We start from the raw sequence: 24,756 nt of genomic DNA, 5'->3' as shown, positions 1-24,756 counted from the left end.
GCAGTCTCGTCGCCATACAGGACGGATTTGCATTCTGGACAGCACAGCTACGAGATTGCCACGCTATCGCTCGCAATGACATGTCTTAATTATGTCTTTCCGCCGCCGCTCGGCTCCTGCCGAATGGCCACTATTACCAGGCCTCCGGCCTGTATACGCCCTGCTTATTTACGGTGGCCAGAGGCCGTTAGACAGCCACCGCTCGGCAGGAGCCGAGCGGTGGCTACGAGAATATTATAAATAATTAACTATTTTTTCTTTCAAACCACCAATCGGCCTCTTTGGTAAACATCAGCGCCCATCCCCATAGTTCAACAATGATCTCGGCGAGGGTTAAAATGATGAGGTAAACCGGCATTTCTATAGCTTTTTTGGGAGCCGAACTATCTTGTAAAATGCCGAAACTATACAGCAACGATGATCCGAGGAAAAATACATTCAGCAGTATCAAAACCGAAAGGATGATCCGGGCCCATTTCTTTCCTTCGCCGGTAACAAAGATCAAAAAGCCGACAGCGACGAATACAAACAGGATGGCCGAAAAATTGAAACCGTCCAGGTAATTATTCAACGTTTGGATCAGCAAGCCCAGGTAAAGCAATAAAATTCCCTTCACAAAAGCCCCGGGCGGCTTGCCATCGGGATGATTGTTAAGGTAAAATTTATCGAAAATATTTTGCAGCATTACTCGGCTTTTTTAAACGCGTTCCAGCCCTGGGCCTTCAATTCGTGTACAGTGCCGCTTTTGGTGATCAAGTTACAACCCGCCGATGGTTCGGTGATATAGCCGATGATGCTGATGTCCATTTTAAACTTGATCTTATCATAATCTGCCTGCTTCACGGTAAACAACAATTCATAATCTTCACCGCCGCTGAGCGCGCAAATAGTAGGATCGAGGTTAAATTCGCGGGCCGTTTCAAAGGTCATCGGATCAAGCGGAATTTTTTCTTCGTACAGGTTACAGCCTTTGTTGCTTTGCTTGCAGATGTGTAATAATTCGGAAGCCAAACCGTCAGATACGTCTATCATCGCGGTTGGTTTTACTTCGATGCTTTTCAGCAATTCCACCACATCCCGTCGGGCTTCGGGTTTTAACTGACGTTCCACGATGTAATCTTTACCTTCAAGATCGGGCTGAATATTAGGATTTTCCAGGTAGATCAGCTTTTCCCGCTCCAGCAGTTGCAGGCCGGTATAAGCGCCGCCTAAATCACCTGATACACAGATCAGGTCGCCTTCTTCGGCACCATTGCGGTATACAATATCAGCTTCGTCAGCATATCCGATAGAGGTTACGCTGATCACCAGTCCCTGTTTTGACGATGTTGTATCTCCACCGATCAAATCCACATTATATTTTTCACAGGCGATATAGATCCCCTGGTAAAGCTCCTCAATGGCTTCGAGCGGAAATTTGCTCGACATGCCGATAGACACGGTAACCTGCGACGCTATTCCATTCATCGCGTAAATGTCGCTCAGGTTTACCTGTATCGCTTTATAACCCAAATGCTTAAGCGGCGTGTACGCCAAATCAAAATGGATCCCTTCCAACAGCATATCGGTACTCACCAGCACTTTTTTACCGGCAAAATCAAGTACGGCCGCATCGTCGCCAACTCCCTTTTTTGAGCTTTCGTTAGTAAGCTTAATATTTTTTGTAAGGTGACCGATAAGGCCAAATTCGCCAAGTTCCTCTAAATTGGTTCTATCCTGATTTTCAAACATATTAGCCCCTCTAAATCTTCCCTAAAAGGGGAGACTTTTAAATTTACATTTTTATACATCTTAGGCCGCAACCCGCTTTACACCTTCCGCCGAAGGCGGGAAATTTTTTTTACACTTTTTGGTCGCATACCAACCAGATTTTTCTCACCGCCAAAAACGGACAACAAATATATCGACTCCCGCTACCCTTCGGCTTTTATACTTTTTAACAACAATGTGGATAACCCAAGTTTTCGGGCTGCTACCTTTATACCTTATATCCGCCTTTGGCGGAAAAATTTTTTACGATTTTTAGCCTTTTTACAAGCAAGAAGGCACTTTTACACTAAAAATACCTTCAATTTTATAGCTCCCGGTTTTCCACAATTCCCCGGTTTATAACTTCCTGATCAAGGCCATCCAACTGATAAAAAATCGGTGAAGTCAACTTGTATCGGTGTAATCCCAAAGAACTACAATCCCAGCTGTGCCGAAATCTCAAGCATGCGCTCAATCGGTTTCACTGCTTTTTCAATGATATGCTGTGGTACAGTTACCTCAGGCGTTTCATTTTTCAAACACAGGTATAACTTTTCCAGTGTGTTACGCTTCATGTGCGGGCAATCGTTGCATGCACAGTTGTTGTTTGGTGGCGCCGGAATAAAAATTTTATCCGGGTTTTCCTTTTGCATCTGGTGTAAAATGCCCGATTCCGTCGCTACAATAAATTCCTTGTCCTGGTGGCTGCCGGCATATTTTAAAATTCCGGTTGTTGAACCAACATAATCGGCCATTTCCAGTATAACGTCCTCACATTCAGGATGTGCCAACAACTTTGCACCCGGGTGACGTTCCTTTAGTTTGGTGATCTTTTCTCTCGAAAATATCTCATGAACCATACAGGCCCCATTCCACAATACCAGGTCGCGACCGGTTTTTTTGGCTACGTACGCGCCAAGGTTTTTATCAGGTCCGAAAATGATCTTCTGATCCTTCGGTAAGCTCTCTACAATCTGCACAGCGTTGCTTGATGTACAAACAATGTCGGTTAAAGCTTTCAATTCAGCCGTACAGTTTACATAAGTGATCACCAGGTGATCGGGATAGTTTTCCTTAAACTTTTTGAACAAGTGTGGCGGACAACTATCTGCTAATGAACAACCTGCCTTCATATCCGGCAGTAAAACCTTCTTGGTTGGCGACAGGATCTTGGCAGTTTCGGCCATGAAATGTACACCTGCAAAAACAATGATATCGGCATCCGTTTTGGCGGCTTGTTGAGATAATCCTAAACTATCGCCAATGTAATCGGCAATATCCTGGATATCGCCATCCTGGTAATAGTGCGCCAGGATCACCGCATTTTTTTGCTTTTTTAATTTTTCGATTTCCGCGAAAAGATCAAGCGTCGGATCAATTTCTTCATCCACGTATCCTTTCAGATTTATTTCTTCGAAGGTATTCATTTCCACAATTCAATTAATAACAACTAATTTTTAAATTAAAAAGAACTATTGTTTATTAGGGTGTTGGTAATGTGCAAAAGTCGGAGTAATTTTTGTTTTAAAAGTTAGTTTTCACAATTTATTAACACTTATAAACATTTATCCACCAAAAAGCATGCTGATTTTTAGATATCTATGACAATCAATTTTTATTTAAAAAAGTTTTATGTTAATATTTTCAGGGTTGACAAAATGTTAGCTTTATGACTAAAGCGTCGTAAAAGTCGCTCAAAAAATATTGATATTCGACCTGAGAAAGGGAGTTATACACACTGTAAACTATTTTTCACTTTTTGTTTACATAAACTTAACAGGTTATACAGCTGTTATTAACATTAGTACTACTTTTACACACATTCATCTAAAATATGACCCGAAATGTTGATTTCCTTGTAGTGGGTTCAGGGATAGCCGGATTAAGTTTTGCGCTCAAAGCCGCGAAGCATGGTAAGGTACTGATAGTTACAAAATCTAACGAAGACGAATCCAACACCAAATATGCCCAGGGGGGCGTTGCGGTGGTTGTGGATAAAAAAGAAGATTCTTTTGAAAAGCATATCCAGGATACCTTAATAAGTGGCGATGGGCTTTGCGACCGCGAAGTTGTTGAAGCAGTTGTTAAAGAAGGGCCCGAGCGCATCAATGAAATTATTGATTACGGAACTAATTTCGATAAAACAAACGAGGGTGTTTATGACCTGGCTAAAGAGGGGGGGCACTCCGAGTTTCGTGTGTTACATTACAAAGATGTAACTGGCTGGGAGATAGAGCGTTCACTTTTAGAGGAAATTCATAAAAACCCTAATATTGAGATACTTACACATTATTTTGCGGTTGATTTAATTACGCAGCACCATTTGGGCGAGCTGGTAGGTAAATCAAGTACTGATATTACCTGTTTCGGGATTTATGCGTTTAATACCGAAACTAAGATTGTAGAGAAGATCTTATCTAAAGTTACGGTAATGGCTGCTGGTGGTGCCGGGCATATTTATGCGGTTACCACAAATCCAACAATCGCTACTGGTGATGGTATTGCTATGGTTTATCGTGCTAAAGGTAAGGTACGTAATATGGAGTTCATGCAATTCCATCCAACAGCTTTGTATAATCCCGGCGAGTATCCTTCTTTCCTCATATCAGAAGCTGTACGCGGTTTTGGCGGCGTGTTGAAGCGTACTAACGGTGAAGAGTTTATGCACGAATACGATGAGCGTAAATCATTGGCTCCACGTGATATAACGGCAAGGGCTATTGATGCTGAGATAAAAAAATCGGGCGAAGACTTTGTTTATTTAGATGTAAGGCATCGCAGTAAAAAAGATATCCTGAACCATTTTCCTAATATTTATGCTAAATGCCTGGAGATTGGTATCGATATGACCAAAGATATGATCCCTGTTGCGCCGGCTTGTCATTATATGTGCGGCGGTATAATGGTTGATCATGTTGGGCAGTCGTCTATATTAAGGTTGTATGCCTGCGGCGAATGTTCATCAACAGGCCTGCATGGCGCTAATCGTTTGGCTTCAAATTCGCTATTGGAGGCGTTGGTTTTTGCACACAGGATCTACGAGGATGCAATTAAGAATTTTGAAAATAATGTAATCCCTGATAATATCCCGGATTGGGATGAGAAGGGCGTGCAGCTGTCAAACGAAGATATCCTGGTTACCCACAACGTACGCGAAATGCAGAAGCTGATGAATGACTACGTTGGTATCGTTCGTTCCGATTTCAGGCTGGACAGGGCTCTGCGGAGGTTAAAATTATTATACGAGGAAACTGAAGATTTCTATAAGAAAACTAAGCTATCGGTTAAACTTTGCGAGCTGCGTAATCTGATCCAAGTATCGTTTATTGTCGTAAAATCGGCTATGTTACGTAAAGAAAGCAGGGGATTACATTATACTACTGATTATCCTGAACATGCTGAGCAGGTGCAGGATACGGTGTTTTAGATAACATAATTTATGTATCTTGTGGTATATAAAACATCTTATGGGGACTCTTAAAGAAGATATTAAAACTCAATCTGATTGGATTATTAAGGTTTTTGCCGCTGAGGGTTTAACACTCGATTATTCTATTAGAAGTTTTATCGAAATAGATAAGTTTTTCAATAAGCATTCTGTCCCTGGAAAAGCAAAACGTGGAGGGCGGTTGGTCAATAGATTGGGTAGCACAATATTCTCTATAGCTTCTTATATTATTGAAACTATTAAGAAACAGGTTCCCGACGCTGTTTTATTTACAGATGATGAAGCCGCCGATGGAGAAGTTACTATGTCGATTACCCTACCTGATGGGGGAGTAATTTTTCCTGTACAAAGAGTAATGAAGAGATTTGAAAATGGAGAAGAGGATTCAATTTATGTATATGGCCATCAATTAACTAAGGATTTTACCAATGAACCTTTCGATGAGTGTTATTGGGATATAAATAAGAAGGATAAGAGTTGGTGGAAGTTTTGGTAACAATTTAAGTGAGCGAAAAACGGGATTTGAACCCGCGGCCTTCAGTTTGGGAAACTGACGCTCTACCGACTGAGCTATTTTCGCTTATAATATATCCAAACATAACTAAAATTTTGGATTTCGGAATTTAGATTTCGGATTTTTAAATTATAATTTAATAATTAATTTATGCCATTAGTTCTGCCTGTAAAAGATAAAAGCCCGGTTTGGGGTAAGGATTGTTTTATTGCCGAAAACTGTACTATAGTAGGGGATGTGGTAATGGGTGATAATTGCTCGGTTTGGTTTAATGCGGTTATCAGGGGGGATGTGCATTATATAAAAATCGGTAATAATACCAATATTCAGGATGGTGCTGTGATCCACGCTACTTACTTAAAAGCGGCGACTAATATTGGCAATAATGTTTCTATTGGGCATAACGCGCTTGTACACGGCTGTACTTTGCACGATCATACTTTGGTAGGCATGGGCGCTATTGTAATGGATCATGCGGTTGTAAACGAGTTTGTGATCATTGCTGCAGGCGCTGTAGTGCTGGAAAACACCATATGCGAATCTGGATATCTATATGCCGGTATCCCCGCAAAAAAAATAAAGCCCCTTACTGATGAGCAAAGGGCTATGTTGAAGCAGTTGCCTCAAAATTATATCATGTATTCGGGCTGGTTTAAGGAGTAACCTTTTCTTTTGGAATAGTCACCGGCTCCTCCGCTTCCCAGTTTGGCCTCAGGGTGATGAGCTTTTCATTTAGCCAGATATTTTCGGGTTGTCGCTTCAAACGTACGTTCCCGCTATCCCATTTGCCGTTTTTATTTTCGTCGTAAATAATCCTCACATAGTATTTAGCGGCCAGAATCCCTTTATATACCAATGAAGTGTTTTTGGTTATAGGGTCGCTTTGAATTAATTTTTTGTCTTCACTTAATAACTCAACCACATAGGCCTTGGAGGTATCAGGTACAGTTAGCTTTACTGTAAGCTGGCTATAATTATCCAGTTTATTGATCTGGAATTTTTTGGACAGGCGTTTGTTTTTATCGCCATAAATATCAGTCAATGCGCCTTCATTCAATACCAACTCATATTTACTGCTTTCCCGCCATCGATATTTTAAATTGAGCAATTTATAGTTGCCTGTATCTTTTTGGATGGTGTAATCGCTTGTAGCTACAGAATCTTCGTTTAAGGTAATTTGCGATTGGTCGAAGTTTTCGATGGGGATGCTTGCCGTGATCACCAAATTGCCGCCGGGTTTTAATTTACTGTCATTACCCATGTTATAGCTTGTTGTTACAACACGTGTAAAGCTTTCATTTTTACGTTTAAGCTGATAGATGGTATCTATAGGTTTGCCCTTGTCAAAAATGGCCACACGCAGGGAGTCAAAGTTCATATTACGCAGATAAACAGATGCCGTATCTTTTGTACGTGAAAACGATACCTGTTTTCTGTCATCCACATTGGCAGGATAAATTACTTTGATAGCCGGCTGTGTCAGCCCTTTATTAAATACCAGTAATAACTTACCATCAGTATCAAAACGTTTTTCGGATACCCTGAATTTTTCAGGATCTTGCTTGAATAAGTTTAATTGGACGTTCGAAGTATCGGCCCGGAGATGAATTGGTTTTTTCAGGAAAGCGATCAGCTCTTCATCGCGGTTAAAAATTTTATCGGGGCTTGCTTCTTTTAAGGCATAGATGCGATAGTCATCTTCCCTTAAATTATTCAAAGCGAAATTTCCTGACGAATCGGTGAGGGCAAAAATAGACGGCTTCTTTTTCCCGAAGAGTGTGTCCTGCTTCACCGGGAAAATAAATACCAGTACATCTTTCTCTTTTTCCTGGGTGAGGGTATTAGTTACTGAACCAGTAATGTTCAGGGAGTCGATATGGTTACCTGTCGAGAAAACATAAGTGAAATTTTTAAGGATGTTACTTTCATTTACATCTTGTATTGACTTTCCAAAGTTGATAACGTAGGTAGTATTTTTTTGAAGGCTGTCCTTAAACTCAATTTTTAGTTTCCTTTTGTTTGATGAATACTCGGGTTGCTTTTCCATGGCCGGGCTCATGCTGATTTCCTGGTAAGCGTTAGTGAGTTTGATGAATTCGTCAAATTCCAGGTCGATTTGTTTCGCAGCAAAATTCCGGGTTTTATTTCCTGGAATTGCCTTCACCAATTTTGGCGGGGTCTGGTCGCGCGGGCCTCCTTGCGGTGGTTGTTGGGCTGCGCATCCAAAAATGAATAAAACAATAAAAATCAGTATTGAATTTTTGTAAAAAATAGCCGTTTTTGTGTTTAACATAGTTTTTAGGCGATATAAGCGATTTTTATGTTTTTATGAGAATTACTATTAAAAAATGAAAATAATTGATTTTAAAGGACTTTTTATAATTAATTAATTATCAGGTATTTACGTTTTATCTCGATACGTGAACCATCAAAACTGAAATATCAGAAGGTGAAACGCCCGATATTCGGGAAGCTTGACCCAAAGTGCGTGGTTTTATCCTCATCAATTTTTCGCGTGCCTCTTTGGAGAGCGATACCAAAGTGTGATAATCAAAATTTGGATTGATCTCGCGGTCTTCCATTTTTTTCATCCGGTCAACTATCTCCATTTCCTTGATGAAATAACTCTCATATTTGATTTTTATTTCAGCCTGCTCGATAGTTTCTTTATCATAGGCCGAAAGTAACTCGGCTAAAGGAGCGTCGGCAGTTTTAAGATCATTAAAGGTTACCTGTGGGCGGCTCAACAAATTGAATAGTTTGGTGCTTTGTGCAAGCGGACTGGTACCTAACTCTTCCATCAGGCTGTTAACTGTTGATGGATCGATGGACTTACTTTTGGTATAAGCCACAATATCATCTGAGTTTTTTATCTTTTGATTTACTTTTTCCAAACGCTCATCGCTGATCAATCCTAATTCATGACCCATAGGAGAGAGCCTGATATCTGCATTATCCTGGCGCAATAACAACCGGTGTTCGGCTCTGGAAGTAAACATTCTGTATGGCTCCTCGGTACCTTTGGTTACCAAATCGTCTATCAAAACACCAATGTATGATTCTGCTCTTTTCAGGATCAATTCATGTTTATCATTAATTTTTTGATGCGCATTGATGCCCGCAATGAAGCCTTGTGAGGCTGCCTCTTCATAACCGGTAGTGCCATTGATTTGGCCGGCGAAGTACAGGTTGCTGATCTGTTTAGTTTCTAAGGTTAAACCTAATTGTGTAGGAGGGAAGAAATCGTACTCAATAGCATAACCCGGCCTGAACATTTTTGCGTTCTCAAAGCCCGGGATCTTGGTGAGTGCTTTGTATTGTACGTCCTCTGGCAGCGAAGTAGAGAAACCATTTACGTAGATCTCGACAGTATTTAAACCTTCCGGTTCAACAAAAATCTGATGGCGATCGCGCTCGGCAAAGCGGTTGATCTTATCTTCAATTGAAGGGCAATAACGTGGACCTAAACCTTTGATCCGACCAGTAAACATGGGTGATCTTTCAAAGCCTTCTTTCAATGTTTCGTGTACATCGGTATTGGTATAGGTAATCCAGCAGCAACGCTGTTCTTCTATAAACGGTACATCGGTAAAGGAAAATTTGCCTCTTACTGTGTCGCCCCACTGTTCTTCCATCAAGCTGTAGTTAAGGCTTCGGCCATCCACGCGGGGTGGGGTACCGGTCTTCATGCGGCCTGCTTCAAAGCCTAATTCAACCAATTGCTCGGTTAAACCTGTAGCTGCTTTTTCACCTGTACGGCCTCCGCCAAATCTTTTTTCGCCTATATGGATCACACCATTCAGGAAGGTTCCGTTAGTTAATACTACAGCATCTGCTTCAATTTCTATGCCTATAGAAGTGCGTACACCTGTAACGTTATTGTTTTTTACCAGGAGAGAGGTGACAGTGTCCTGCCAGAAGTCAACGTTAGGGGTGCGTTCTAATGATAAACGCCACTCTTCGGCAAACCGCATACGGTCGCTTTGAGCACGCGGGCTCCACATCGCGGGGCCTTTTGATTGATTAAGCATCCGGAACTGGATAGATGTTTTATCAGTTATAATGCCCGAATATCCACCCAAAGCATCTATCTCCCGCACTATTTGTCCCTTAGCAACACCACCCATGGCAGGGTTACAACTCATCTGTGCAATGGTACCCATATTCATGGTTATCAGTAAAACTGATGAACCCAAATTAGCAGCGGCAGCCGCAGCTTCACAGCCTGCGTGCCCGGCACCCACCACTATTACATTATATTTCTTAAACATTTTATCCTCCTTGTTCCACTTTTGGTAAGTCTTGAGTCACAGGTTTTAAGTCTTATGTTGACTTAATGGTACTTCAATTCAAGTTTGTTCCACGTGGAACTTTAATTTTATTTACGTTGATTTTCTCGTTGGTACTTTCAACTTACTGTTTAGAATTTCAGACTTAACTGCAAAATTACCTCAATTAAACAGATGTTCCACGTGGAACCCTGAATAATGATATTAAAGCTACAAACCCCCAAACGCCCTCTAACACCACAAAAGGGTAGAAGTTTACCATATATGATGCATAGCAACAGGTGCCTGCGCCAATAAGGTTTAAAAGGCTGTAAAGCTTGCTTTCGGTAGGTAACTTCTTAGTTAAATTTAACAGAAATGCTATTAAAAGTATAATTACTCCTATTGATGCTATAATATCCGATGCCTTCATTATCCTTCGTTTAGCTCGGTTAATTCCATCCAACGGGCGCTTTTATCGTCCAGTTGCTTGTTTAAAACCTCTATTTGCTTTAGTATTTCATCAAGCTTTTTAGGATCAATACCTGAAGCGTTCAGTTGTTCGTTTTTATCTTTTATATTTGTCTCAATGGCGTTGATCTCGCCTTCAATGTTTTCTAATTCTTTGGCTTCTTTATAGCTTAACTTACTTTTTTTAGCCGCTGGAGCAGTTGTTTGGGCTACAGTAGCGGGTTTTTTTGCTTGTTTTTTTGCTTCTTCCAGTTCAAGTCTGTATGACGAGTAATTACCATTAAAGATGCGTACATGGCCCTTTTCTTCCATAATGAAAAGCTGGTCGGTTAGCTTATCTAACAAATACCTGTCGTGCGATACCATCATCAATACACCTCCGTAGTTGGTTAAAAATTCTTCCAATACGTTTAAGGTATCGATATCCAGATCATTGGTAGGCTCATCCAGTATCAGGAAGTTAGGATTCTTCATTAGGATGCTCATCAGTTGCAGGCGTTTCTTTTCACCACCGCTTAGTTTTGATATAAATCCATACTGCTTGGCAGGAGGGAAGAGGAACAACGTAAGTAATGCGGAAGCCGAAATAGTTTTACCGTCGGCCATGGTAATAAATTCTGCTACGTTTTTTACAATATCAATTACACGCTCATCTTCCTTAAAAGTAATCCCTGCCTGGTGGAAATAGCCTATTACTGTGGTTTCTCCTTTAACTACAGTTCCTTTATCTGGTTGTAAGGCACCGGTAATGATATTTAACAGGGTAGATTTACCGCTGCCATTTTTCCCGGCCAAACCAATTCTGTCGCCCTTTTTAAATATATAACTGAAATTATTGATATAAGTGTTACCGTTGAATGATTTATACAGGTGATCCATTTCCATGATCTTATTACCCTGGCGCGCTGTTTTAACGCTCAGCTCGACTTTGTCACGGATCCCGCCATTCTTTGTTTTTTCTTCCAGGTCGTAATAAGCATCAATACGTGCTTTAGACTTAGTACCACGTGCCTGGGGCTGGCGGCGCATCCATTCCAGCTCTTTCCTCAACAGGTTGGAGTTTTTCTGAAATGCCGCTTCGTCTGCTGCTTCACGCTCGGCTTTCTTTTCAAGGTAATAGCCGTAGCTGCCATTGTACGGTTGAATTTTGCCCCTATCAATCTCCAATATCTCATTACATACGTTATCCAGGAAGTACCTGTCGTGCGTAACCATCAATATGGTTTTATTGCCTTCAGTGAGTAATTTCTCTAGCCATTCTATAGTATCAATATCCAGGTGGTTGGTAGGCTCATCCAGTATATAAACTTCCGGATCTTCAATAAGCAGCTTGGCTAAAGCCAAGCGTTTCTTTTGCCCACCCGATAGGGTAGTGATATGCTGATTTAGATGATGTATATCTAACCGGCCTAAAATAGTTTTGATTTTGTACTCATACTCCCAGGCATCAACCTCGCTCATCTCTTCCATTACCTTTTCAATGGCTTTGGTATTTTCAGGATCATTCTCCATCAATTCCTCATATCTGCGGATGAGCTGCTGCTGTACATCATCGGCATGAAAAATATAATCGCTGATGGTAACCGCGTTTTTAAAGTTAGGGTCCTGCTCCAGGTAACCCATATTAAGGTCGCGGGCTTGCACTACTTTGCCTTCGGTAGGTTTTATAGTACCGCCCAATATTTTTAGAAGGGTTGATTTGCCGGCACCATTAACGCCTACAAGCGCAACCTTACGGCCGCGGTTAATACCTATGGTTACATTTTTAAATAACCAGTTGTCATGAAATTGATGGCCAAGGTTCTCGGCAGAAAGATAAGTACTCACGATAGTTGTTTTATTTTATCCGACTCGTATATAAATACACCAGTCGTTTGTTTTGTTGATTGTAGATACATGGCCATGGCAACGGTTGAGGCATCAATGCTTTGGTATTTTTTCCAGCTTCCAAAAAGCAATGGATTTATAACTTTCATTAAGCCGTTTAAAAACTTTTCCATTGGTCGGCTTTCCTGCCTGTCGCCGGCTAAAAAAGATGGCCTGTAAATATGAATAGCGGGGATACCCGTAGCTGTTATATCGGCCTCGGTTTCCCCTTTAGTTTTGGTATAGAAGTTAACACCATTTATATCGGCTCCAATGGAGGATACCAAATGATATTGTTCAAGCCCGTTTTGCTTAGCCAATTGTGCCAGTAATAACGGGTAATCATGATCTATCCTGCGATAGACAGCCAAATCAGGTGTTTTCTTCTTTGTCGACCCTAAGCAGCAGAATAAAGCGTGGCCATTCAGCTCGTTTTTATATGTTTCGGGCTGTTCAAAGTCGATAACAAGCTGTTTTAATTTATGATGCTGTAGTGGTAGTTTTTTTCTTACCAGGATCAATACTTCATCATAATAGGCTTGTTCCAATAAAATTTGCAGGAGGTGACTGCCAATAAGTCCGCTTGAGCCTGCAATAACAGCTTTTTTTGCCATTACTTATTGATTTTTTGCAAAATTACACATAATTAAATTGTGGAATAAATATTGTGCGTTTAAACATATAATTATATAGTAACATGAAAACAATATTTTATCCCGAATCAGAACGGGGACATAACGATATAGGCTGGTTAAAGGCCAATTTTTCCTTCAGTTTTGCATCGTATTATAATCCCGAAAAAATGAATTTCGGAGCGCTGCGCGTTTTGAATGATGATATTATTGCTGCGGGCCGCGGTTTTGGAAGCCATCCGCATGATAATATGGAAATTATCACCATTCCTTTAAAAGGAGGGTTACAGCATAAAGATAGTATGGGCAATGCCGGGGTAGTTAATGCAGGTGAGGTACAGGTAATGTCGGCAGGTACCGGTGTATACCACTCAGAGTATAATGCCTCGCATAAAGAAGCGGCAAATACGCTGCAGATCTGGCTTTTTCCTAAAGCAAGAAATATCCAGCCCCGTTACGATCAGATGAGTTTTAAAGACCGTTTTAAATTGAATGAGCTCACTACGCTGATCTCGCCAGAAAAAAGTGAAAACACGCTTTGGATAAACCAGGATGCCACGTTTTCGATGGGTGAGTTTGAGGCGGGGCAAACAATAAATTATGATATTAAAACCAAAGGCAATGGCGCTTACGTGTTTGTGTTGGATGGAGCAGCTAAAATAAACAGCCAGGTTTTAAACAAAAAAGATGCGCTGGGCGTTTATGATACAAGTTCACTTACAATTATAACCGAAGAGCCCTCCCGTTTCCTGATCATTGACGTACCGATGTCATAATCAGTACTTACCTGAATCCATAAAGTGAATATTATTGAAAGTTCAAAAACAATTGAGCATTGCTTTGTTGTTGTTTACTATAATTTAAGATTCACTGATGGAAGCACAGCAGGAACTAAGCGGATGGAGGAAATGGCTGGAAGGCATGGGTGACTATGTATTGTTCTTCACGCGTTTTTTCCGCAATATATTTACCGGCGGCTTTGAATGGTCGGAGTTTGTAAGGCAATGCTACGAAATAGGCTATCGGTCTATGATGCTGGTGGGTATTACCTCTTTCATTATGGGGCTGGTGCTTATTTTGCAGCTCAGGCCGTCGCTGGTTGAGCTTGGTGCCGAAAGTATGCTGCCTAAAACCCTTTCGGTATCACTGGTACGGGAAATAGGGCCCGTGATCACCGCTATCATATGTGCAGGCAAAATAGCTTCAAGTATTGGCGCCGAGCTGGGCAGTATGAAAGTTACCGAACAGATTGATGCCATGGAAGTATCGGGTGCAAACCCGGTTCAATACCTGGTGGTAACGCGCATCCTGGCAACCAGCTTTATGATTCCGCTGTTAACCGTTATAGGCGATGCTATTGGGCTTTTTGGTGGTTTCCTGGCGCTCAATTTTACCGATAGTATAAGTTTTTCCCTTTATTTCAATAAATGCATAGCCTCGCTTGATTTTTCGGATCTGCTGCCTGCTGTTGCCAAAACGGTGCTTTTTGGGTTTGCGGTTGGTTTTGTGGGATGTTATAAAGGTTATCACTCGGATAAAGGCACTGAAAGCGTAGGCATTGCTGCAAACTCGGCAGTGGTAACGGCCTCTTTGTGGATTTTTATTATTGATGCGATAGCCGTTCAGATCACCAGTTTGTTATTTTATAAATGAGATGAAAGAAACAAACCATCATACCGAAGCCGAAAAGGAACCATCAACTCAAAAAGAAGAAGTGGTGATCCGTGCTAAGGGGATCAAAAAATCCTTTGGTAAAAAGCAGGTGCTTAAGGATATCAGTTTTGATTTAAAAAAGGGTGAAAATATCGTTGTACTGGGGAAATCAGGGCAGGGAAAATCGGTTACTATTCAGTGCGTTGTAGGCATGTTACAGCCCGATGGCGGCAGCCTGGAAGTATTTGGTGAAGACATTACCACCATGGATGATGATGAGCTTAAACAGCTTAGGATAAAGATAGGCTTCCTTTTTCAGGGCGGGGCATTGTATGATTCCATGACGGTTAGGGATAACCTGGAGTTTCCGCTTACCAGGGTATTGAAGCTGAAAGACCAGAAAGAAATTAATAAAAAGGTTGAAGGTGTACTGGATGCCGTTGGTTTGCTTGATGCCATAGATAAAATGCCGTCAGATCTGTCGGGCGGGATGCGTAAAAGGGTAGGACTGGCCCGTACACTGATCGTTAACCCCGAAATTATGTTGTATGATGAGCCCACTACCGGGCTTGATCCTATAACATCCCGCGAGATCAGTGAACTGATTAACCGGCTGCAAAGGAAGTATGAGATATCATCTGTCATTATTACCCACGACATGGAATGTGCCCGCATTACGGCCGACCGGATCCTGGTAATGGATGATGGTAAATATATAGCCGAGGGCTCGTACAAAGAGCTCGAAAAATCAGATAACGAAATGGTCAGATCATTTTTTAACGTATCAGCATGAAAACCACGTCTTCTCAAAAAATAAAAATAGGCCTGTTCACCTTTTTAGGATTGGCAGTGCTGTTGGTAGCTGTATTTTTAATAGGCAACCAAAAAAGCCTGTTCAATTCTACCTTTCATGTTTATGGACGGTTTAAAAATGTAAGCGGTTTGCAGGTGGGCAACAATGTACGTTTTGCAGGTATTAACGTGGGAGTGGTACAATCTATTAATATCGTAACCGATAGCTCGGTACGGGTTGACCTTACACTGAATAAAAGCGTTAAAAAGTTTATCAAGAAAGACTCGAAGCTCAGTATTGGCAGCGATGGTTTGATGGGGGATAAGCTGGTAGTAATTGCACCCGGCGGCATTGTAAGCCACGAGGAGATTGAAGACGGCGGCCGTTTAAGTTCGATAAACCCGGTTGATGTGGACAAGATCATTAATAAACTTACCCGTGTGGCCGATAACGCCGAATCATTAACTGAAAATTTAACCGGCATAGTCGCCAAGATTAATAATGGACAGGGCAGTATTGGCCGTTTGTTGAACAGCGATAAAATGGCGCGCGACCTGGAAGGTACCGTTAAACAGGCTCGTACTACCATCAAAACCGTTCATAAAACCACTAACACGCTTAATGAAGATTTGACCGCAGCCCAGCATAACTTTTTGCTGAGAGGTTTCTTTAACAAGAAGAAGAAACGCGAACAACAAAGGCAGGACAGCATCCGCAAAGCGCAGGAAAAAATTCAGGAAGATAAAGAAAAAGCAGCCAAAGAAGCTCAGAAGCAGAAGGAAAAAGCTGCTAAGGAAGCTGCTGATAAGAAGAATGGTAATAATTAAATATTTGATAATGAGTTAATTAAGTTAATATTATAATTGTAGTAACGTGATGCAGATCTAATTTGTTTAGTTCATTCATCGCCACCACCGATGCCATTTAAATGATAAATACCAGTCTTACAAAAAGAAAAATAAATATTTAATTCATGCCCGTAATTGCACCAATGTGCCACGTGGAACCTTTTCGGCGATCTATAGCTGCGCTGGCGATATAAACCGGGGGGAGACAGCTGCGTATGATATTAATTATCTGTAATATAGATAGTTATTGATTAATACAGCACCGAACGCAGGTGATTTTGAAATAATTAAAATGAAATCTTCAAGCCCCCAAATACCCTAAAGCCAGTCCTATACGCCCCGTTCATCTGTGTTTTATCCACCTCGCCGCTATTGAGATAAAGCTCATCTGTACCATTACCTGTTTGCCAGTGCAGGTATCCGCCACCAGCCTGAATGGCTATCTGATTTGTGATTGAATAAGCCAATGCGCCGTTCATATTTAACCCATATCCATTAGCATGGTGACGGTAGCTAACCGGGTGTTGAAAAGTGGTAATGAGGTTCCAGTTGCCCAGGGCATTATAGCCTACCTGGTTATAGGTGATAGCGGCATTAAACTTCAGTTTTTCAATGAGTTTTATTGATGCTATGGCTTTAATGAATACGCCTTTCCATCGGGTTTGGTAGCTGCTGTTCAAGTTCGGAAAGCGGTTGCCACTACCATATAAATAAAGGGACTGCCGGTTATCACTGTATCCTGCATAAGGGGTAAGGTTAAGCCAATTATTATTAATTAACTGATAACCAGCACCAAGCGCCCAGCCTTTTGTATGTCCTTTGCCAGCATCAAATGTTTCATTATAGGTATTACCGGTACGGTTATCGGTGCTATAGTCCGAATCATTTGCCGAACCCGAGGTTATGAACTGCCGGGCGTAATCTGCATAAATTTTAAATCGTTGATATACATTATATTGTAATGAGGCAGCAAGACTTTTCCCGCCCAGCTTTGTCCATTTCAGCTCCGAAAAAACATTGGGGCTTTGACCATTGCTATTGCCGGCTATCGACCAGTGAAAATTCTCGCGCTGATAGCCATCGGTAAGATTAAACTCCAATTTGCTTCCGGCCGACTGAGCATATAACGTATGCAAGCCTATTATTAACCACAGAAAGCAAAAGCCGGTAAATTTTTTCATGGCAGGTTTATATAGCAAGTAAGCCTGCCCTTTTAAAAAGAGCAGGCTAAATATATCATTTTAAATTATTGGTTTACGCCAAAAGCCTCCCAGCCCGATGCCGTTGCCCGGTTACACGTCATGGGCTGTGTACCGTTTTCGCTGGAAATAAACTTGCCGTTGTTGCCCCTGAATGTAACTTTACCATCGGTGGTAGGCACCCAGTCAAATTTTTCCCAATCGCCTATGGTGGTGCGGTTACAGGTAATGGCTTGTGTGCCGTTTTCGCTCGATACGTATTTACCCATAGCCTGAAGAGCTACCTTACCGCCTCCGGCATCAACTACAGTAAACTGCTCCCATGCTGATGCCGTGGCGCGGTTACAATTCATGGCTTGCGTGCCATTTTCGCTGCTAACATATTGGTTATTAAAACCTTTTAAAGTGATAGTTTGACCAATAGGAGGGTTTGTGCTGCTGCCCGACAGGTCATAAACCCTTACGTAATCAACCACCATGTTGCAGGGTAAAGCGCCATCGTTAATGGTATTACCAGGCAAATCGCCGCCGATGGCCAGGTTAAGGATAATAAAGAACGGATTATGAAATGCGCCGGTATTGTTGATATTATTGGCAATATTACCGGTTACATACAGCGTATTATCCACATACCAGCGAATAGAATTGGTATCCCACTCAACCGCGTAGGTATGGAAACCTGTTGGCGTGGTGGTAGTGCTGCCTCCATATTGTACGTGGCCGCCGTTATTGTACCAGTGCATGGTACCTAAAATAGTACTGGAGGTGTTTACCTGCTCCATAATGTCAATTTCGCCGCATTGCGGCCAGTTTACAGTACCGATGTTTGCGCCCAGCATCCAGAAGGCGGGCCATGTACCTTGTACTGCCGGCAGCTTAATGCTTGCCTCAATACGACCATAGGTTGGCTGGAATTTACCTGCTGTAGTCAGTTTGGCCGATGTATAAGGCTGGCCTCCAACGGATTGCTTGCGGGCAGTAATGGTAAGGAAACCGCCTGACACCGTGGCGTTTGCCGACTGGTAATATTCTTTTTCATTATTGACATTGGGGTTGCCGTTATCAATGTTCCAGTTGTTGGTGTTAACACTGGTGCCGTTAAACTCGTCGCTCCATAGCAGTGTGCCTGCCCTTGGCGTGGTTGTTGATCCTGCCGTTTCATCGGCTGTTTTAATGGTAGGTGAGGTTTTGTTCAGGTCCTTGCTGCAGGACGAAATTAAAAGCATGAATGCCGATGCAGTAGCGGCACACTTCGCAAAATTTAAAAGTTGTTTCATAATGATAGTATTGGTAAATAATTGATTGGTTTTGTAAGTAGTTATTGGTTTATACCAAAAGCTTCCCAACCTGATGCTGTTGCACGGGTACAGGTCATGGGTTGTGTACCGTTCTCGCTGGATATAAATTTGCCGTTGTTGCCGCGGAGGGTAACCTTACCATCGGTTGTGGGGATCCAGTCAAATTTTTCCCAGTCGCCAAAGGTTGTGCGGTTGCAGGTTATGGCCTGTGTCCCGTTTTCCGACGATACATATTTATTCATAGATTGCAGGGCTATTTTGCTCGCGCCGGCATCAACAACCAAAAACTGTTCCCATGCTGAGGCTATAGCGCGGTTGCAGTTCATGGCCTGTGTGCCATTTTCGCCGCTTACATACTGATTATTAAATCCTTTAAGGGTTATGGTTGAGCCGATAGGCGCTCCGGAAGCGGAACCGCTTGATTGCGTACCTGTCCATTTAAAGGTTGCTACAGCGCCCGCCGCTAAAGTGTAAGTAAAAGATTCCGCGCCCCATTTAACTTTAAAGCTTACGCTTGATGAGCCATTGTTAAGGGCGATAAGTACTTTGCTGCCGTCAGAATTTTTGAAGGCCACGTTTTGGATACTGCCCGATAAATTGGAAGAAATCCGCACAGCGCCCGGGCGTACAAACCGCGATGCATGACCGATAATGTAATAACCAACATTTCGGGTAATAGAAGTACCGCTAACAGTGATACCTCCCAAACAGGTACTGCAGCCGCCCGGTGTATGCGGATTGTTGTTTGGGTCGGAAGCCAGGTTCCATTCCAAAACATTGCGGCTCCAGTTGCGGGTAGCGCCAATAATGAGTGTATTAACATGCCATGACAGATCGCCGCCAAAATTGCTTGGTGCGCCAACCCATTGCTCGGTGAAATAGACGTTTTTATTTGGATAGGCGTTGTGCACATCGGTTAGTGAGCTGATATTGCCCGCATACAGGTGAAACGCTGATCCGTCAACATAGGGATTGGCGCCGCCATCAGCTAACACGGTTTCGGGATAATCAATCCTGTCGGTATTGTGGTCATAGGCAATGATTTTGGTTTGAAAGCCTGCCGCCCTGATTTGCGGGCCGAGGTTGTTTTTAATAAAATTGGCCTGCTCATCCGGCTGCATTACCATACTTGGGTTGTTGTATGGGTTAAGCGGTTCATTTTGAGGGGTAATGGCATCAATGGTAATCCCCTGTGCCTGCATGGCCTGCAGGTATTTTACAAAATAGCGGGCATAGGCGTCATAATAACCCGCTGCTGTATTGAGGCTGCCGCCTGTGTAGCCGTTGTTGCCGGTGGTGTTCACCTTCATCCAGGTAGGGGCTGTCCAGGGAGTGGCTATAATTTTGATAGACGGATTTATGGCTATGATCTTTTTCAGAATCGGTAGCAGGTCCTGGTTTTCGGCGCTGATACTGAAGTTGTTCATGTTAAAATCGCCGGCCGTTTGGTTGTAGGTGAAATCGCTTGAGCTAAGATCGGAGGCACCGATGCTGATCCGGATATAGCTGATCCCGATTTGGCCGTTAGCTGTGCCGAAAAGCTCGTTAAGCACATTGGTTTGGTTGGCGCCAAGGCCGTTAAGTAGTCCGGCACTGCCCCCGGTTAAAGTAAAGCCGAAACCGTCTATTCCCTGGTAGGTTTGGTTTTCGTCTACTGTAATAGTTGTTGCATTAGTACCGGCATCGGCACTAAAATTAAAGCTGGCTTGTGCCTGTAAAAGCTTTGATTGATCGGCAGTAGTAACCCAGGCATTCACTACTTCGTTAGCGGCCCGTGCTACGGTGCCGCTTGTTTTTTGATTGGGTGCTTCGTTGTTGTTCACATTCTTTTTACAAGAGTAAAAAGCAGCGGTGGAGAGCAGGGTGAGGACTGCGAACCGCTTTAACTGGTAATTGATTTTCATTGAGTTGTTTATTTAGTTGATTGATATTCAAAAAAATATCACATAAGCCCCTATGCAACAATTCAATATTTGTAACAATATTTAACTGTTGCTTAAGAATATCAAAGCATTGGTCAGGGTAAATACGCCCGACCGTTACTGTTTTCCATGAAGCAGGTTTATGCGTAGCTTAAAATTGGCATTACAAATCTACAGTAATTTAAACGGATCAATCAAGAAAAATGTTCATAATTAATTGATTTATAGTGTATTATGTATAATTTAATACGCTTGCATCACAGTGTTAAAAAGGGCAAAAATTAGTTTAAATAGCCTGTGCAACGTTTCTGTTGCGATGAAATTTTTTTTGTGATACGCTTACTTCACAATTAATTTTAAGGAAAAAATGGGGGGATGGTAGCCTCGGGCTATATATGCGCGGATATATTTAGATATGAATTAATCTGTAAACTGTTTGGGACGATACAATGTAGGTTGAGGTATCATATAAATTTTAACTTTTTCCAGAAAGCACAAGTCATCATCTCTCATGCCAGCCGCACAAGGCTTGCGCCAAAAAAGGGAAGACGCAAAAACGGACATTCTGTCGAGCAGAGTGTCCGTTTTTGCGTCTCATTTACGCTCAGTTACGGCATCTTATCTTTCAGTTCTTTTTCCTTTTCCCGTTCTTCATCCTTCAGCCGCCGTTTTTCCTGCCGTACGTCTTTTCGTGTCCGGCCGCCGGTGGTATCCACAGCGTCAATCTTGAGTTTATATTCGGCTTTAAGTTCTTCTATCTGGGCTTTGATCTGCTCCTTTATCGTTTGTTCTTTTTGTTTCAATTTTTCCTCAGCCTTTTCTTCGGTGGTATCTTTTTTACCAAAAAGGCGCTGGAAAAAGTTAGGCCTTTTTACAGGCTCTTCAACAACTGGTAAAATACCATCGTCATCTGCTCCGCCTTGTTTCATAAGGCTATCGGCAGTAGCAGTATCAACAGGGGCAATCTGGCGGCGCAGACCTTCCCTTAACCGCACTTCGTAAAATCCGTAAGCATTGGTATCCCGGGCGGTATAACCCTTCATAGCCATCAGTTTACCAATCAGGTTAAAGTAGCCATGCAGTCCCGGTCGTAAGGTACCGTCAGGCTGAAAAGCGTATAAACCGCCTTTAGGGTAGGGGACAATGCTGGCCAGGTAAATACTTTCTCCCAAACTAAGTTCAGACGGCGATTTGCCAAAGTAATAATGCGAAGCCTCGCCGATACCGTAAATATTACGGCCCCATTCAATAATGTTAAAGTAAACCTCCAGCATCCTGTCTTTGGTCATGATGCGGTTATTTTCAATAAGCCATACAATCAGAATCTCTTCTATTTTGCGCGACAGGGTTTTCTCCCGGCTCAGGTAGGCGTTTTTAACCAACTGCTGCGATATGCCGCTGCCGCCGCGTTTGTACTTCTTTGTTTTAAAATCGGTAGCTATTGATTTGCGGATGGCTTCCATCACAAAGCCATGGTTGGTGTAAAAAGATGGATCTTCGGCCGTCATTACCGCGTTTCTCAAATTGGGTGAGATCTGCTGCAGCGGAGTAAACTCTGGGTTTTCGGGGCCTATCAGGTGTGGGGCCATTGGTTTGCCCTTTTCATATGGTGTATATACAAATGGGCTGTTAAGCTTGGTTAAATCGGTACGTCCAAATTTCAGGATCCGGAAATTATCTTTATCCATGCCCGAGTCAAATATCAAATCGTCGGGCTTTGAAGAATCCATGTAAAAATTCATGTGGTAATTCAGCTTGCCGGCAACCTGGATCCCGTCAAGGGCATCAAACATCCCGGTAGGGAATGAATCGAAAATATCGGTCGCATTAAGCCAGCCGGTATTGAGCTTCAGCTCATAAATTTTTACCGGGTTAAGCGTGTACTTAACGTATGGGTGCGCGGTTAACTTTTTTATATGGATAAGCGAAGTACTATCGATAGATATGTAATTAGTACCAACTTTAACATCAGCATCAATTGCTGCTGCAGGGAGTACAATATCAGTAGACGAAATGCCCGGATGGCGAATAAGCAGGTTTTTAACCGACCATGAACCCGAGATCCTGGTTTCACCGCTGCTGTGGTCTTCCTCGGTAAGTTTGGTTTGCAGAGTATCAAAATTAAGCTTCAGGTTAAATTTCTTTTCAATGATAGGTAGCTCTACTTTTTTGCCATCGGCATAAAGCATTACGTCGATATCCTTATCCGACGGATGCATTTTGCCGGCGAAATGCCAGGTGGCTTCCCCGTCATTAACTTTTATGGTTGAGCTCAGCTGCCCGTCTTTGATCTGGGCGGTTTGCGCTAAAAGTTTGAGCTGATCGCTGTCGCTCTTAAAACTGATCCTGAAATTATGGAGCGATAAGTTATCCGGAATCTTATAAAGCAACTGGTTGATCAGGTTATCGGCAAGATGGCTCAAATCGGCTTTGGTATCGGTGGCTGTTGAGTCCTTTTTCTTTTTGAAAAGAAAATCGAAATTCTTGACCCCGTTTTTATTAACAAGGCTAATGAAGCCATCCTGCAATACCACATCTGATAGTTTTACCTCACCAAGCACCAGCGGCATTATCCGTACACTTACCACAAAATTTTTGATGTTCAGCAAACTATCGCGGCCATCCGGTACGATGCTGATATCCGAGAATGAAACGGTGCTGAGGCCCGTAAACTTTGCCGATCCTATTTTTACATCTAAATTATAATCCCTCTTTGCTTTTAATTTAGCTTTGTCAATGGCTTTTTCGAGCAGGGCTCCACGTTTTGAGTAGGCAACATATCCGCCGATAAGCAGAATAAGAATTAAGGGAACGAGAATGTATGCGGCTATGCGTATATATTTAGGATTAAGGCGCTTCATTTGTTAATTTTATCCAAAACTAAACTAAATCTTATCCCCTGCAAACGGTTGTTTTTGCAAATTGTTTCCTGATAAACTTAATCAACCACCTGTTTTCATAAATTTGCCTCATATTATGACAATTACTAAAGAACAAGTTTTACAGGCACTGGGCAACGTTGAAGAACCGGATCTAAAAAAAGACCTGGTAACGCTCAACATGATCCAGGATATTCATATTGATGGCAACAACGTTAGCTTTTCGGTGATCCTGACTACGCCGGCCTGCCCGCTTAAGGCCATGATCGAGAATGCCTGCCGTAATGCTATCCTGCATTTTGTAAGCAAAGAGGCCGTTATCAATATCAACATGACCTCGCGCGTAACTACTCAAAAAAATACCGGGGTTCCGGGTGTAAAAAATATCATTGCCGTAGCTTCGGGCAAGGGTGGTGTTGGTAAATCAACGGTTGCGGCAAACCTTGCTTTGGGTCTGGCGAAATCTGGTGCAAAGGTGGGAATGATCGATGCCGATATTTACGGTCCTTCGGTACCCATTATGTTTGGGCTGGAAGGAGCGCGCCCTATGGCCAGCCAGGTTGACGGCAAAACCCGAATTGAGCCGATTGAAAAATACGGCATTAAATTGCTGTCGATAGGTTTCTTTACCGATCCTAATCAGCCGGTGCCATGGCGCGGACCGATGGTATCTACCGCTGTAAAACAACTGTTCAATGATGCCGACTGGGGTGAGCTGGATTACCTGGTGATAGACCTGCCGCCGGGTACAGGCGATATTCACATCACGGTAACGCAAAGCTTCCCGGTAACAGGCGCTGTAATTGTTACCACGCCGCAAAATGTAGCCCTTGCCGATGCTAAAAAAGGTATTGGTATGTTTATGATGCCAGCTATTAATGTGCCTATACTGGGGGTGGTTGAAAACATGTCGTACTTTACACCTGCCGAACTGCCCGAAAACAAGTATTACATATTTGGTAAAGGCGGTGGACAAAAACTGGCGGCACTGCTTGATGTTCCGTTCCTGGGCGAAATCCCGCTGATTAAAGGCATCAGTGATTCGGGCGATGCCGGCAAGCCAACGGTGCTTGAAGAAGACGGCCCGATGACCGTTGCTTTTGTGAAAATGGCCGAGCGTGTTGCCCAGCAGGTGGCCATATCAAATGCCAAAGCATTGAGTGCAGAAAATATTGTAAATAATTAATAACTTTACATAACGTTATAAATTAATAAA

The 24,756-nt window shown here is 42.5% G+C and carries 20 protein-coding genes and 1 tRNA gene; 8 read left to right on the top strand and 13 right to left on the bottom strand.

The window, feature by feature from the left end:
- Positions 1-244: 244 nt before the first annotated feature.
- From ACP26M_RS21855 to nadA, 3 genes are all read right to left on the bottom strand, one after another.
- A complete protein-coding gene (locus ACP26M_RS21855) occupies positions 245-685 on the bottom strand; it encodes a hypothetical protein (RefSeq protein ID WP_426583267.1) in 441 nt (146 codons plus the stop codon).
- On the bottom strand, positions 685-1,731 hold the full coding sequence (gene thiL / locus ACP26M_RS21850; RefSeq protein ID WP_112653137.1) for a thiamine-phosphate kinase: 1,047 nt from the start codon (positions 1,729-1,731) through the stop codon (positions 685-687). The genes ACP26M_RS21855 and thiL overlap by 1 nt, the downstream gene beginning before the upstream one ends.
- A gap of 452 nt (positions 1,732-2,183) precedes the next feature.
- Positions 2,184-3,176: a quinolinate synthase NadA gene (gene nadA, locus ACP26M_RS21845; RefSeq protein WP_090532733.1), complete on the bottom strand. Its 993-nt coding sequence runs from the start codon at positions 3,174-3,176 to the stop codon at positions 2,184-2,186.
- A 407-nt stretch (positions 3,177-3,583) separates the two neighbouring features.
- Here nadA and nadB point away from each other — a divergent pair, with 407 nt between their 5' ends.
- A complete protein-coding gene (gene nadB / locus ACP26M_RS21840; RefSeq protein ID WP_090532736.1) occupies positions 3,584-5,176 on the top strand; it encodes an L-aspartate oxidase in 1,593 nt (530 codons plus the stop codon).
- Positions 5,177-5,216: 40 nt separating this feature from the next.
- Positions 5,217-5,693 carry a hypothetical protein gene (locus ACP26M_RS21835; RefSeq protein WP_426583264.1) on the top strand — a complete coding sequence of 159 codons (477 nt, stop codon included), beginning with the start codon at positions 5,217-5,219 and terminating at the stop codon, positions 5,691-5,693.
- A gap of 11 nt (positions 5,694-5,704) precedes the next feature.
- On the opposite strand, the gene ACP26M_RS21830 is transcribed toward ACP26M_RS21835, so the two are convergent.
- Positions 5,705-5,777 (bottom strand) — tRNA-Gly (locus ACP26M_RS21830).
- An 84-nt stretch (positions 5,778-5,861) separates the two neighbouring features.
- Here ACP26M_RS21830 and ACP26M_RS21825 point away from each other — a divergent pair.
- Positions 5,862-6,374 carry a gamma carbonic anhydrase family protein gene (locus ACP26M_RS21825; RefSeq protein ID WP_354485252.1) on the top strand — a complete coding sequence of 171 codons (513 nt, stop codon included), beginning with the start codon at positions 5,862-5,864 and terminating at the stop codon, positions 6,372-6,374.
- Here the strand turns inward: ACP26M_RS21825 and ACP26M_RS21820 are convergent.
- From ACP26M_RS21820 to ACP26M_RS21800, 5 genes are all read right to left on the bottom strand, one after another.
- Positions 6,364-8,004, bottom strand: a complete 1,641-nt coding sequence (locus ACP26M_RS21820) for an Ig-like domain-containing protein (RefSeq protein ID WP_426583262.1) — start codon at positions 8,002-8,004, stop codon at positions 6,364-6,366. The genes ACP26M_RS21825 and ACP26M_RS21820 overlap by 11 nt on opposite strands.
- 115 nt (positions 8,005-8,119) lie before the next feature.
- A complete protein-coding gene (gene mnmG / locus ACP26M_RS21815) occupies positions 8,120-9,982 on the bottom strand; it encodes a tRNA uridine-5-carboxymethylaminomethyl(34) synthesis enzyme MnmG (RefSeq protein ID WP_426583260.1) in 1,863 nt (620 codons plus the stop codon).
- Positions 9,983-10,166: 184 nt separating this feature from the next.
- A complete protein-coding gene (locus tag ACP26M_RS21810) occupies positions 10,167-10,412 on the bottom strand; it encodes a CBU_0592 family membrane protein (protein ID WP_208102383.1) in 246 nt (81 codons plus the stop codon).
- Positions 10,412-12,277 (bottom strand): ABC-F family ATP-binding cassette domain-containing protein, encoded by a 1,866-nt coding sequence (locus ACP26M_RS21805; RefSeq protein ID WP_426583257.1) that lies wholly within the window; start codon positions 12,275-12,277, stop codon positions 10,412-10,414. Before ACP26M_RS21805 ends, ACP26M_RS21810 begins: the two co-directional genes overlap by 1 nt.
- Positions 12,274-12,930 (bottom strand): oxidoreductase, encoded by a 657-nt coding sequence (locus tag ACP26M_RS21800; protein WP_426583255.1) that lies wholly within the window; start codon positions 12,928-12,930, stop codon positions 12,274-12,276. The genes ACP26M_RS21805 and ACP26M_RS21800 overlap by 4 nt, the downstream gene beginning before the upstream one ends.
- An 83-nt stretch (positions 12,931-13,013) precedes the next feature.
- Here ACP26M_RS21800 and ACP26M_RS21795 point away from each other — a divergent pair, with 83 nt between their 5' ends.
- The 4 genes from ACP26M_RS21795 to ACP26M_RS21780 all read left to right on the top strand — a co-directional run bounded on the left by ACP26M_RS21795 (position 13,014) and on the right by ACP26M_RS21780 (position 16,221).
- Complete coding sequence (locus ACP26M_RS21795) at positions 13,014-13,724, top strand: pirin family protein (protein WP_426583253.1); 711 nt, start codon at positions 13,014-13,016, stop codon at positions 13,722-13,724.
- Positions 13,725-13,821: 97 nt separating this feature from the next.
- Positions 13,822-14,601: an MlaE family ABC transporter permease gene (locus ACP26M_RS21790; protein WP_426583251.1), complete on the top strand. Its 780-nt coding sequence runs from the start codon at positions 13,822-13,824 to the stop codon at positions 14,599-14,601.
- A gap of 1 nt (position 14,602) precedes the next feature.
- Positions 14,603-15,394 carry an ABC transporter ATP-binding protein gene (locus ACP26M_RS21785; RefSeq protein ID WP_426583249.1) on the top strand — a complete coding sequence of 264 codons (792 nt, stop codon included), beginning with the start codon at positions 14,603-14,605 and terminating at the stop codon, positions 15,392-15,394.
- Positions 15,391-16,221: an MlaD family protein gene (locus ACP26M_RS21780; protein ID WP_426583247.1), complete on the top strand. Its 831-nt coding sequence runs from the start codon at positions 15,391-15,393 to the stop codon at positions 16,219-16,221. Before ACP26M_RS21785 ends, ACP26M_RS21780 begins: the two co-directional genes overlap by 4 nt.
- Before the next feature lie 308 nt (positions 16,222-16,529).
- Here ACP26M_RS21780 and ACP26M_RS21775 read toward each other — a convergent pair whose 3' ends face one another.
- From ACP26M_RS21775 to ACP26M_RS21760, 4 genes are all read right to left on the bottom strand, one after another.
- Complete coding sequence (locus ACP26M_RS21775; protein ID WP_426583245.1) at positions 16,530-17,423, bottom strand: hypothetical protein; 894 nt, start codon at positions 17,421-17,423, stop codon at positions 16,530-16,532.
- 65 nt (positions 17,424-17,488) lie between these two features.
- Positions 17,489-18,718, bottom strand: a complete 1,230-nt coding sequence (locus ACP26M_RS21770; protein WP_426583243.1) for a family 16 glycosylhydrolase — start codon at positions 18,716-18,718, stop codon at positions 17,489-17,491.
- 41 nt (positions 18,719-18,759) lie between these two features.
- Positions 18,760-20,643, bottom strand: coding sequence for a glycoside hydrolase family 30 beta sandwich domain-containing protein (locus ACP26M_RS21765; RefSeq protein WP_426583241.1), 1,884 nt, complete (start codon positions 20,641-20,643; stop codon positions 18,760-18,762).
- A 626-nt stretch (positions 20,644-21,269) separates the two neighbouring features.
- Positions 21,270-23,522 (bottom strand): transglycosylase domain-containing protein, encoded by a 2,253-nt coding sequence (locus tag ACP26M_RS21760; protein WP_426583239.1) that lies wholly within the window; start codon positions 23,520-23,522, stop codon positions 21,270-21,272.
- Positions 23,523-23,637: 115 nt separating this feature from the next.
- Between ACP26M_RS21760 and ACP26M_RS21755 the strand changes: the two genes are divergently transcribed.
- Entirely contained in the window at positions 23,638-24,726 is a 1,089-nt protein-coding gene (locus tag ACP26M_RS21755) for an Mrp/NBP35 family ATP-binding protein (protein ID WP_426583237.1), read from the top strand.
- The last annotated feature ends 30 nt before the right edge of the window (positions 24,727-24,756 follow it).

It is taken from the genome of Mucilaginibacter sp. R-33 (genome assembly GCF_049949235.1).
Lineage (GTDB): Bacteria > Bacteroidota > Bacteroidia > Sphingobacteriales > Sphingobacteriaceae > Mucilaginibacter.
This window is presented reverse-complemented; position numbering and strand designations above follow the sequence as displayed.

Excerpts from the sequence above, each read along its gene's own strand:
- ACP26M_RS21820 (WP_426583262.1), bottom strand. The coding sequence starts at position 8,004 with ATGTTAAACACAAAAACGGCTATTTTTTACAAAAATTCAATACTGATT.
- ACP26M_RS21825 (WP_354485252.1), top strand. The coding sequence starts at position 5,862 with ATGCCATTAGTTCTGCCTGTAAAAGATAAAAGCCCGGTTTGGGGTAAG.
- ACP26M_RS21790 (WP_426583251.1), top strand. The coding sequence starts at position 13,822 with ATGGAAGCACAGCAGGAACTAAGCGGATGGAGGAAATGGCTGGAAGGC.
- ACP26M_RS21800 (WP_426583255.1), bottom strand. The coding sequence starts at position 12,930 with ATGGCAAAAAAAGCTGTTATTGCAGGCTCAAGCGGACTTATTGGCAGT.
- ACP26M_RS21855 (WP_426583267.1), bottom strand. The coding sequence starts at position 685 with ATGCTGCAAAATATTTTCGATAAATTTTACCTTAACAATCATCCCGAT.
- ACP26M_RS21765 (WP_426583241.1), bottom strand. The coding sequence starts at position 20,643 with ATGAAAATCAATTACCAGTTAAAGCGGTTCGCAGTCCTCACCCTGCTC.
- nadB (WP_090532736.1), top strand. The coding sequence starts at position 3,584 with ATGACCCGAAATGTTGATTTCCTTGTAGTGGGTTCAGGGATAGCCGGA.
- thiL (WP_112653137.1), bottom strand. The coding sequence starts at position 1,731 with ATGTTTGAAAATCAGGATAGAACCAATTTAGAGGAACTTGGCGAATTT.
- ACP26M_RS21780 (WP_426583247.1), top strand. The coding sequence starts at position 15,391 with ATGAAAACCACGTCTTCTCAAAAAATAAAAATAGGCCTGTTCACCTTT.
- ACP26M_RS21755 (WP_426583237.1), top strand. The coding sequence starts at position 23,638 with ATGACAATTACTAAAGAACAAGTTTTACAGGCACTGGGCAACGTTGAA.
- ACP26M_RS21835 (WP_426583264.1), top strand. The coding sequence starts at position 5,217 with ATGGGGACTCTTAAAGAAGATATTAAAACTCAATCTGATTGGATTATT.
- mnmG (WP_426583260.1), bottom strand. The coding sequence starts at position 9,982 with ATGTTTAAGAAATATAATGTAATAGTGGTGGGTGCCGGGCACGCAGGC.
- ACP26M_RS21785 (WP_426583249.1), top strand. The coding sequence starts at position 14,603 with ATGAAAGAAACAAACCATCATACCGAAGCCGAAAAGGAACCATCAACT.
- ACP26M_RS21775 (WP_426583245.1), bottom strand. The coding sequence starts at position 17,423 with ATGAAAAAATTTACCGGCTTTTGCTTTCTGTGGTTAATAATAGGCTTG.
- ACP26M_RS21770 (WP_426583243.1), bottom strand. The coding sequence starts at position 18,718 with ATGAAACAACTTTTAAATTTTGCGAAGTGTGCCGCTACTGCATCGGCA.
- ACP26M_RS21760 (WP_426583239.1), bottom strand. The coding sequence starts at position 23,522 with ATGAAGCGCCTTAATCCTAAATATATACGCATAGCCGCATACATTCTC.
- ACP26M_RS21795 (WP_426583253.1), top strand. The coding sequence starts at position 13,014 with ATGAAAACAATATTTTATCCCGAATCAGAACGGGGACATAACGATATA.
- ACP26M_RS21810 (WP_208102383.1), bottom strand. The coding sequence starts at position 10,412 with ATGAAGGCATCGGATATTATAGCATCAATAGGAGTAATTATACTTTTA.
- nadA (WP_090532733.1), bottom strand. The coding sequence starts at position 3,176 with ATGAATACCTTCGAAGAAATAAATCTGAAAGGATACGTGGATGAAGAA.